11 protein-coding genes are annotated in these 10,765 nt (G+C 45.4%); all 11 read right to left on the bottom strand.

Features of this window, described 5'->3' with window-relative positions:
* Positions 1-6 precede the first annotated feature (6 nt).
* Entirely contained in the window at positions 7-903 is an 897-nt protein-coding gene (locus AC0YOD_RS04695) for a RimK family alpha-L-glutamate ligase (protein WP_475798065.1), read from the bottom strand.
* 9 nt (positions 904-912) lie between these two features.
* Positions 913-1,086 carry a lysine biosynthesis protein LysW gene (locus AC0YOD_RS04690; protein ID WP_475798064.1) on the bottom strand — a complete coding sequence of 58 codons (174 nt, stop codon included), beginning with the start codon at positions 1,084-1,086 and terminating at the stop codon, positions 913-915.
* Between the two features lie 65 nt (positions 1,087-1,151).
* Complete coding sequence (locus AC0YOD_RS04685; RefSeq protein ID WP_475798063.1) at positions 1,152-2,825, bottom strand: ABC transporter substrate-binding protein; 1,674 nt, start codon at positions 2,823-2,825, stop codon at positions 1,152-1,154.
* Between the two features lie 55 nt (positions 2,826-2,880).
* Entirely contained in the window at positions 2,881-3,801 is a 921-nt protein-coding gene (locus AC0YOD_RS04680; RefSeq protein WP_475798062.1) for an ABC transporter permease, read from the bottom strand.
* 14 nt (positions 3,802-3,815) lie between these two features.
* A complete protein-coding gene (locus tag AC0YOD_RS04675; RefSeq protein WP_475798061.1) occupies positions 3,816-4,766 on the bottom strand; it encodes an ABC transporter permease in 951 nt (316 codons plus the stop codon).
* Positions 4,767-4,790: 24 nt separating this feature from the next.
* Positions 4,791-5,798 carry an ABC transporter ATP-binding protein gene (locus tag AC0YOD_RS04670; RefSeq protein ID WP_475798060.1) on the bottom strand — a complete coding sequence of 336 codons (1,008 nt, stop codon included), beginning with the start codon at positions 5,796-5,798 and terminating at the stop codon, positions 4,791-4,793.
* Positions 5,795-6,817: an ABC transporter ATP-binding protein gene (locus AC0YOD_RS04665; protein ID WP_475798059.1), complete on the bottom strand. Its 1,023-nt coding sequence runs from the start codon at positions 6,815-6,817 to the stop codon at positions 5,795-5,797. Before AC0YOD_RS04665 ends, AC0YOD_RS04670 begins: the two co-directional genes overlap by 4 nt.
* A 229-nt stretch (positions 6,818-7,046) precedes the next feature.
* On the bottom strand, positions 7,047-8,375 hold the full coding sequence (locus tag AC0YOD_RS04660) for an LLM class flavin-dependent oxidoreductase (protein ID WP_475798058.1): 1,329 nt from the start codon (positions 8,373-8,375) through the stop codon (positions 7,047-7,049).
* Between the two features lie 132 nt (positions 8,376-8,507).
* Entirely contained in the window at positions 8,508-9,041 is a 534-nt protein-coding gene (locus AC0YOD_RS04655; protein WP_475798057.1) for a GNAT family N-acetyltransferase, read from the bottom strand.
* Between the two features lie 39 nt (positions 9,042-9,080).
* A complete protein-coding gene (locus tag AC0YOD_RS04650) occupies positions 9,081-9,578 on the bottom strand; it encodes a DinB family protein (RefSeq protein WP_475798056.1) in 498 nt (165 codons plus the stop codon).
* Between the two features lie 2 nt (positions 9,579-9,580).
* The gene (locus tag AC0YOD_RS04645; protein ID WP_475798055.1) at positions 9,581-10,762 is read right to left on the bottom strand and encodes an amidohydrolase; all 1,182 of its coding nucleotides are present in this window, start codon (positions 10,760-10,762) and stop codon (positions 9,581-9,583) included.
* Positions 10,763-10,765 lie beyond the last annotated feature (3 nt).

Below are 10,765 nucleotides of genomic sequence, written 5' to 3'. Positions count from 1 at the left end.
CCCTGTTTAATGAGAATTAACCGTGACGTTCACCCTGTTTTTACGTCCGATGGCATCTTTCACGTATTCGGCGATATGATAAGCTACATCAACACCATGGATTTTCCATGACTTCGCAAATTCAGGGTTTTGATTCACTTCACAAACGACATAACGCAGTTGCTTATAATCAAAGAACAAATCTGCGCCATAGATTCCTTCTCCCAAAACCTCAACTAAACGCTCGGAAATGGAAAGGATTTCTGCATTAATAGCGATTGGCTCTATCTCAGCCCCTAGATGTGTATTCGTCTTCCAATTCTCAGCGGATACTCGGCGAAAGGCTACTATTGGAGTTCGGCCAACGATGACGACACGAATATCATAATCGCCTTTCTCCACATATTCTTGTACGAGCACTGGAAAGGATTGATGTCCAGGATCTACAGATTCCCGGGCAGCTATCCATCCATCCAAGCACTCCTTGCCAGTAATCCGAGCAATTCCTCTCCCCCATGATGAGGTAGGGGGTTTAATGACACATAAATCATCAAATGTTTGTAAGGCTTCATATAGCTTCGCAGGTGTAAAAGCTATTTTAAATGTCGGCTGATCCACGCCATGCTTTCCAAATACGATCGCTTGATGAATTTTATTGGTGCAAATAGAAATGGCTGCAGTAGAATTTAGCGTATCAATACCGGCAAGCTCCAGCAGTCGCGACCGATTTAGCGCGCTCTTTTGAGATAGGCAACGAATGAGGGCGAGATCAAATGACTGCGCGTCAGAGGAGCTTAAGGGTAATTCCATGGAATCAAGATTCACTTGCACTGAAATTCCCATTTGATCCAAATGATCAATAATGCGTTGTTCTTCTTCCCTGAGCTTCGTCACACATAATAAAATGGTGCTCTTATGATCCATATTCGTTCCCTACTCTCCCCAAGTTTCTTCAATTTCCGGAGCCAGAGCAATTGTGACGAGATTGGACTCAACTTGAACTTCATGTTCTTGACCGCAAGAATCACATTCCACAATTTCACCAGTAGTTGCGCGTTCTTCTACTTCAATATCCGACTTGCATACGAGACAGATTAATTCAGCCATATTCCTTACACCTCCTAAAGATATTTAAAAAATGATTTATTATAATGGGATTGCTCCCGTATAACCTACTTTTTAACCAAATCCCACTGATTCACATTATTGAAAGTGCCTAGATTAAGCGGTTTACCTATCAGAACTTCCTTCGATACGGCCTGAAGTCGTTTCTCCGAATAGACGGCTAGCGTCGGTACATCCTCATGCAGCACCTCTTGCAATTGGTTGTAAATCTCGTGGCGTTTCGCTTCATCTATTTCTTGTTCACCCTTTAATATCAGATCATCGACCAACGGATTATTGTATCGAATGACGCTTTCGGGATCATTACTCTTATAGGTTGTAAAATACAAGCTTGGTTCTATATAGTAATCCCTTGTGAAAATCGTTAGGCTATGCTCGCCTTTCTCAACCTTATCGATTAACGTTGGGAAATCGAATTTTTGAACATCAATTTTAATTCCCACTGACTCTAAATTTTGTACGATAATATCTGCTGCTTGCTCACGTACTTTATTCCCGATCGGAATCAAAAATTTAAGCTTGCGATTGAAATCCCAACCCGCATCTTTAAGGAGCTCTTTCGCTTTCTCTGAATCATAGTCATACGGCTTAATATTCTTATTAAAATAGGGATGCGAGCTTGGAACGCCACCGTCAATGATTTCCGCCTGACCTTTCAAGAGCTGATCGACGATAATGGGACGATTTATGGCGTAAGCGATGGCTTGACGAACCCGTTTGTCGGGCAGCTCCTCAATATTAAAGAATAGTTCAGCCGGCTCAGACGCTGTTGCGGATGTAAGATTCACATTCTCAAAGCTTTTCACCTTATCATAGTCCGTAATCGGAACAAGCCCGACTGGCAAGGAGTTCATTTGTATTTCCCCAGTCTGCAACTGCGCCACAAGATTTGCTGCCGGCAGCACTTTAATGAATATGGTGTCAATCTTAGGGACATCAAGATAATAATGATCATTTTTCGTGACTTCTACATACTGGCCTTGCTCGTAGTTCGCCAATTTGTATGGTCCAATCGTCACCGTCGGCTTTTGAAAATAAGAATTTGTAGCTAACTGCTCCGGATTTACGTCTTTTAGAATATGCTCCGGCAAGAAGTTAACCTTTACACCAAATCGTTCATTAAAGACAAGCGGATCGATCGGTGTTTTTGTTTTGATCTCAAAGGAAGTCGCATCAATGACATGAAGCCCTGAGATTTCCGTTACCCCTTCATCCAGCTTTCCTATCTCATTTAAGCCTTCTATGAAGTTGAGTTTAAAAGAAGTATCAACCTTAGGATGAAGAGCAAGCTTCAATGTAAAAGCTACGTCAGCAGTCGTAAATGGTGTTCCATCATTCCATTTGGCATTCGATTTGAGCTTGATCACAAAAGTTTGTTTGTCCTTTGTTTCAATGGATTCCGCCAGCTTCGGCAAAAATTGCGCAGTATCCGTAACATCAAGCAGAGAATCATTCAGCAAATTAATCGGTGCCAGCGATGCAGAATTATCTTGCGTATTGATCTGATTAAGGGTAACGGGAGCATTGACGATCCCGATGGTTAAGATTTTAGGTGTCTTAGCATCGACGCCTGTTGTTTCTACTGGTGTTTTCGTTTCCGACGATGGTTTGTTTGTTGCTGCAGTATCTATCGGAGCAGTATTGCTGCAAGCTGAGAGGAATAGAACAACTATTGTAAACATGATAAGTCCTTTTAATCTTAATCGATTATCTCTTTTCATTGCTTTCTCTCCCTTTGTTTATATCGTTTTGAATGATCCATACATGATTTACTTACTAGACTCTCGCATCCAGCGCATCACGCAAACCATCGCCAACAAAGTTGAACGCCAGCACCGTTAAAAGAATGATAAAACCCGCAGGCAGCCACAGCCATTGCTGCTCCGTAAGCACGGTTAAGAATTGAGCATCATGCATCATATTTCCGAGGCTTGCCTGAGGGGATTTGACCCCCATTCCGAGAAAGCTCAGTCCAGCCTCGCTAAGTATCGTACTGGATACACCAAACGTAGCATTCACGATAATGGGTCCCATCGCATTGGGTAGAATATGCCGGATTAAAATACGCGGAGTACTATATCCAAGTGACAAGCCTGCTCTTACATAATCCATTCCCTTGATCGATAACACGCTGCCCCGAACGAGCATCGCAATTGTTGGCCATTTGAATAAGGCAAGAATAATGATTATGGTTGTGACGTCAGCACCCAGCATACTGACAATGACCAGCACGACCATCATATAAGGAAAGCTTAAAAAAATATCAGTCATCCGCATGAGTACCATATCGAGCCATCTGCCATAATAACCAGCTATTATTCCGATGAAGGTACCAAATGTTACGTACAAGGCCACCGTGGAAAATCCAATGATTAAAGATACCCTCGTTCCATAAATTAATCTGCTTAATACGTCCCGCCCCACTTGGTCTGTGCCTAACCAATGAGAGGGAGAAGGCTGAGCTGCAAATACATTCGTGATTTCATTGGGCTGATAAGGTGAAAGCAACGGCGCCAAGAGCCCTATAAATAACAGCAGCAAGGTTGTAATAAGTCCCCACACCGCGAGCTTATGCTTAAAAAATTTGCGCCTCACTTGCTTCCCATAGCTTTCGATCTGAGGTATCGGCAGCTCAGTATCGGTCTCCCTGTATGTACCGAGAGAATCTCTTCTCCAAGGAATTTCCGAAGCAGACATTGGATCACCTCCCATCAGCCATATTTAATACGCGGATCAGCTATTGCATACAAAATATCCATAAAGATGTTTGTCGAGAGTACAACGATAGCAGCAATGAGGTTCAAACCCATTAACGTCGGATAATCCCTTGATAGAATCGCCTCCATCGTTAATTGTCCAATACCTGGCCACTGGAAAACCTGCTCAATAATGATGCTGCCGCCAAGGAGCAGCGGAATTTCTGTTCCAATAATCGTAATGATGGGAATAAGTGCATTGCGCAGCGCATGCTTATTCGTCACGATTAATTCGCTTAGGCCCTTCGCTCTCGCTGTTCGCAAATAATCTTGCTGGAGAACATCGAGCATACTCGCACGAACATATCGTACCTTTTTCCCCGCTATGGTTATGCCAAGTACCGTGACTGGAAGAATTATATGCAAGAAAACGTCATAGGCACCTTCTGAGCCTCCCAGCGTAAACATTCCTCCAGTTGGCAGCCATTTCAATTGAATGCCTATTAAATAAATCAATCCAAGTCCGAGAAAAAAAGGAGGAATCGAAGTGCCTAGAAAGGATAAGCCCGTCAAAATGTAATCTACTTTCGATTTCTGCTTCACTGCGCTTATGATTCCTACTGGAATGGCGACCAATATCCCTAATAACAAAGCGGAGGACGCTAACAGCAAAGTGGGTCCAATTCGCTCGCCAATCAACTGTGACACTGGCGCAAAGCTGCTGAATGAATAGCCAAGCTGCCCTTTCAATATCCCGCCGAGCCATTTGACATACTGTACATAAATCGGATCATTCAAACCCAGCAGCTCTTTCTTCAGCTCTAGCATTTCTTTTGGCGTATTTGGATTAATTAACATATCCACGGGATTGCCGGGAGCCATGTTAATGATAAGAAAGCTCAATATCGTTATGCCGAAGAAAACCGGGATAGCAATTAGCAGTCTTCGAAAGATGTAATGTCTCATAATCCCTCCTTTCCCCTAGATCCATTATGAAAGTGGATAGTGACAAGCCACAGCATGATGATCCTCCGTGATCAGAGGTTCCGCCTTCTTGCATCGTTCTTGCACGTAAGGGCACCTCGTGTGGAAGCGGCAGCCTTCCGGCGGATAGGCTGGACTTGGAATATCTCCATGAATGATGACCTTCTTCTTCCCACGAAGCGTTGGATCAGGAATAGGGTATGCTTGCAAAAGCAACTGCGTATAAGGGTGCTTCGGACTACGGAATAAATCTTCAGTTCCGGCGACCTCTACGATTTTCCCCAAATACATAACTGCAATTCTAGTACTGATCTGTTTCACTGCGCCAATCCCATGCGCGATAAATAAATAAGTAAGCTTAAGCTCATCCTGCAAATCCTGTAGCAGATTAAGAATTTGAGCTTGAATCGAGACGTCGAGTGCAGATACTGGCTCATCGCATACAATTAGCTTCGGTCGGAATGAAATCGCCCTAGCTATGCCTATGCGCTGTCGTTGCCCTCCCGAAAATTCATGAGGGTATCGATCGCTGGCAGAGCGCGGCAATCCTACCAGTTGAAGGAGAGATTCAACCTCTCGCTGAACCTCGCTTCTTTTTACCAGCTTGTGAGCAATTAATGGTTCTGCAAGCGCATCGTAAATTCTCATTCTCGGATTTAATGAGCCGTACGGATCCTGAAAGATCATTTGCATTTGCGACCGTATGGGCTTTAACTTTCTCTGCGAATAATGTGTAATATCTTCATTTTCAAATAAAATTCGCCCTGAACGTGCCTGTTCTAAGCGCATGATACTGCGTCCAATTGTCGATTTCCCACATCCGGATTCACCAACTAGACCCATTGTCTCCCCTTCATAAAGAGCCAGACTAACATCGTCAACCGCCTTAACATAGCTATTCGCATGCGAGAAGAAGCGGCTCTTTATGGGGTAATACGTCTTCAATCGTTCAACTTGCAGCAGCGGCTTCTTGGGTTCAGCTCCATGATTCAAATCCAACAATGCCATACTCATGCGGTTGCTCCTGTTACTTCTGCGTCTGATAAGCTTGCTAAACTTGCTTCATCAGCCAGCCAACAGCGCACATGATGTCCCTCACCTGCAGGGATGAGTTTAGGTTGCTTTTCTCGACAAATTGCTGCGGCATGTGGACAGCGTGGATGAAAACGACAGCCGATCGGCATTTGTTGTAATGATGGAACAGCTCCTGGTATAGCTGGCAGGCGCTCCTTTTTATCTTGATCGAGACGTGGGATTGACCTCATTAATCCTTGCGAATAGGGATGCTGAGGCGCTCGAAATAGAGAAAATACATTCCCTGATTCAACGACCTGCCCCGCATACATGACGATTACCTGATCTGCCATTTCAGCCACGACGCCTAAATCATGCGTAACAAGCAATATTGCCGCTCCGTTCTCCCCCTGCAGCCTCTTCATCAAATCAAGAATTTGTGCCTGAATCGTAACATCGAGCGCCGTTGTAGGTTCATCTGCAATAAGCAGCTTTGGCTCGCATACCAGCGCCATAGCAATCATAACTCGTTGACGCATACCGCCTGACAAAGCATGCGGGTATTCCTTTGCCATTGCTTCAGGCCTCGGAATGCCAACCTTCCTTAACATTTCAATCGCGGACGTTTTCGCTTCCTTCCGGGATTGCTTCAAATGAAGACGGATCGATTCTTCAATTTGCTCTCCTATTGCCATAACAGGATTCAATGACGTCATGGGTTCCTGAAATATCATCGAAATCTGACTGCCGCGCAGCTTGCGAATTTGCGCTTCGGTGCGATCGGTTAACATGGTCTTATCGAATCGGATGGTTCCTTGTGTGATGGATCCACTCTCTCCAAGCAAACCCATGATGGAGAGAGATGTCACGCTCTTGCCACAACCCGATTCTCCCACTATTGCTACCGTCTCACCTGACTTCAAACTAAAACTTACATCATCAACGGAGATTTGTTCTCCCTGATCCGTCCGAAATGCTACTCGTAATCGATCAACCTCCAGTAAGTCACCCACATGCATTCACCTCCCTCTCTCATGTGGTTAAAGCTTTTCTTTACAATTCCTTATTTATCCCATCGGTTTAATGTACTTTAACTATTTCCAGCATACCTGAACCTATAAAGTTTGAATAATAGAATAAATCTATTTAATGATAGAGAATTTCTCATGCAATGGTTTAAGCAAAGGCCGCCAAACCTATATCCTCCTATCCGGTAGATATAAGTCAAGCGGCCATCAGCGCAGCCTTTCAGCTATTAAGTTCAACCTTGGTATAACGGTTTACAGGAATCGGCAAACCCAAATTTCCGCGTAGCGTATCTGATTCGTATTCCGTGCGGTATATTCCGCGTTCCTGTAAGATCGGCACAACAAGCTCGACAAAATCCTTCAGGGCGCTAGGGAGCGGAGCACTGATAATAAAACCGTCGGCGGCCTCTCCCACATGCCATTGCTGGATGAGGTCAGCGATTTTCTCAGGTGTTCCGATGAATTGACTTCGCGGAGAAGCAGATTGAAGAGCTACTTGACGCAGCGTAAGATTTTGCTCCTTTGCATTTTTTTTGATTTTATCCGTATTGCTTCGGAAGCTGTTGCTCCCTATTTCCCCTAGCTCCGGAAACGGCTCATCTAGCGGATATTGAGAGAAATCATGGTGATCAAAGAAACGTCCAAGATATTGCAACGCTAGGTCAATGCTAATTAAGCTCGTTAATTCCTCATACTTCCGATCAGCCTCTTCCTGAGTGTGTCCGATTATTGGGCTAATCCCAGGAAGAATAACGATATCCTCCCATGAGCGACCTGCCGATACAGCACGATTTTTTACATCTTTATAGAACAGCTGTGCATCCTCAATGTTCTCATGCCCAGTAAAGACAGCATCCGCGCTGCTTGCAGCGAGCTTCCGCCCGCTATCTGAAGAACCGGCTTGGAAGATGACGGGATGTCCCTGCTTCGACCTTGCGAGGTTAAGCGGTCCTTCCACCGAGAAGTATTTTCCCTTGTGGTTCAAGCGATGAAGCTTGTCTGGATCAAAGAAGACGCCAGTCTCCTTGTTGCGGACAAAAGCATCATCCTCCCAAGAATCCCATAATCCCCGCACAACCTCCAGATGCTCTTCAGCGATTTTATATCGTTCATCATGCGACGGATGCTCGGTTTTACCATAGTTTTGAGCTGAACCTTCAAGCGGAGACGTGACAACATTCCATCCTGAACGGCCTCCGCTGATATGGTCAATCGATCCAAATTGTCTAGCTACAGTAAATGGCTCGCTGTAGGAGCTCGATAATGTGCCGACAAGACCGATCTTCGAGGTTACAGCCGCCAAAGCAGACAAAATCGTAATCGGCTCAAACCGATTCAAGAAATGCGGGATCGATTTCTCGTTGATATACAACCCATCAGCAATAAAAACCAAATCAAATAGTCCGGCTTCCGCCGTCAATGCCTGCTGTTTATAGAAAGGGAAGCTTACACTCGCATCAGTGGGCACCTCCGGATGCCGCCATGCCGTTATGTTCCCGCCTACTCCGTGAATTAAAGCGCCAAATTTCAATGGTTTTCGTTTCGTCATGTTAACCCTCCTAAAAGTTTTGCGTAGCAAAACTAGCTTCGTAAGCAACTACTTAAGTTTTGCGTAGCAAAACTTGCATCGTAAGCATCAGCTTAAGTTTTGCGTAGCAAAACTAGCTTCGTTAGCAACTTCTTATGTCTGCAAAAGCTGCGATTCTTTCAATTGGAGACGATAGCTCTTCACCACTGAATCACCCTTGATTATGTCTTTATCAACTGCACGAACGAAGCCAAGACGTTCATAGAGCTTGACTGCTGAGCTCATCATGTCGGATGTATGAAGATGTAGCGTTTCTGCATCCCAATTCAGCGACTGTGTGACACTGGCACGAATTAACGCCGTTGCAATGCCTAGTCCTCTGACATTCTGATTGACAGCAAGCAACCGCATAATCGGAGAGTGGATGTTCATATCCGAATCACCATAGGCCGCTTCTGAAGAATCATATAGAAATACACTGCCGACAATAACGCCATCAAGCTCGGCGACGATTCTGGCTTTTGCTTTCGTATTGCTTACTGAATCTTCAATATTGAGCTTGTATTGCTCCCAGCGTTCTCTAGGAAGCAGAATCTCGTACTCGGCATACGCCTCCAGAAGTACAGCCCTTACCGCTTCAACATCCGATAGTTCTGCAGCACGAATGACGATTGCTCGACTCGACATCGTTTACACCTGCTTTCAAGTGATTGATTATTCAGAAACTCAAACGGTACAACTGGAATCGCCGCGTGTTCCACTCTCCCCTTGCCTGATTCTCGCTATTTGTGCCAAATGGTTTTGAACATGGGCAATAAAAGCATGAATAATAGTCGAAAGCTTAACTGTCTCGCCTTTCGCATTGATGCCTGTTTGCTCCCAGTCCTCAGACGACAAACGCTTAAGAAGCAGGCTATTGTACTTAAGAAGCGCTTCGAATGCCTTCAGATTATCTGCTGCATTCCCTTTATTTGCTAGCTGTCCCGCTACCCACGCATCTTGATTAAATGCTGGAAGGCGAACCTCGGAGTGAGATAATATTTCCCTAATTCGGAACGAAACGATGATACTATGATCCACAAGATGAGCCAGTACTTCTGTCACGCTCCATTGATTTGGCGCTGCCTTCCACCTCAGCCCTTCTTCGGTCAGTCCTTCTATGGCTTGAGAGAGCTGCTCATGCGTATGAAGATACGTTTCGATATTGACTATGAATTGAGTCATCGTTATTCCTCCACCTTTGACTTTGGTTGGAACTGTCTTGTCAATCGATTCAGAGCATCTAGTGCGAGAGCAGAGAAGAAGGAAGCCGCAATAGGCAGTGCACGCTCATCCACATCAAATGCGGGATGATGCCATTCCTTTGGACCAGAAGTGCCAAGGAAGACAAAGAGCCCGGGTATCTCATTTAAATAAAAAGCGAAGTCCTCTCCCGCTGGCGAAGGATTTGGCTCTATTACGGTCAGGCCAAGAGCTTCTGCTGTTAATTCAGCTTGCAGTGCCCACTCTACATTGTTCACAACTGCTGGAGGTCCCTGAATCCAGGTGACCTTTGCATTCGCGCCGAAAGCTTCCGATACCCCGCGAGTAATTCGCTCGAATCGATCTCGAACCTTTGTGCGAACATCCTCATGGAAAGTACGTAATGTACCGTCAAATACTGCTTTATCGGAGATGACATTCCAAGCGGTACCGCTATTTAATCGCGTTACACTTAGAACGGCACTTTCGAGTGCTCCCACATTGCGACTGACGATCGACTGAAGCGCGGTTATTATATGTGCGGATACTAGGATAGGATCAATCCCTGCCTCAGGCACAGCAGCGTGGCTGCCGCGTCCTTCCACCTCGACAATGAAACCGTCGGCAGCCGCCATGATTGGCCCCTCTTTAATACCGATCGTTCCAACTGGCAAATCTGGTTTATTGTGCATCCCGAATATGACCCCAACATCCTCCAGTGCACCGCTTGCGATTACCTGCAAGGCACCCTTGGCTTTCTCTTCAGCAGGCTGGAATAGAAATCTTACAGTCCCTTCGAGTTCGGTTTCTTGCTCCTTCAAAAGAAACGCCGCACCCAGCACAGCTGCTGTATGAAAGTCATGGCCACAAGCATGCATTTTGCCTGGATTCAGTGATGCGAACGACAGGCCTGTTTCTTCCTGTATAGGGAGCGCATCAATATCGGCGCGTATCGCGATAATCGGTCCTCCGCGAAGACCGCCCACCTCTGCGACTACACCTGTTCGCAGCGGATAGTCTGCAATACGTATACCGGCATCTGAAAGCCATCTTCGTATGGCTTCCGACGTTTCATATTCCTCGTGCGATAGCTCGGGGGTTGCATGCAAGTGTCGTCGGATTGCTATTAGCCGTTCTTCGAAAGGTTCTAACTTTACAAAGCTCATAGC

It is taken from the genome of Paenibacillus sp. J31P13 (genome assembly GCF_056269295.1).
The sequence above is the reverse complement of the archived record's forward strand: the minus strand, read 5'-3'. Positions and strand labels throughout refer to the sequence as shown.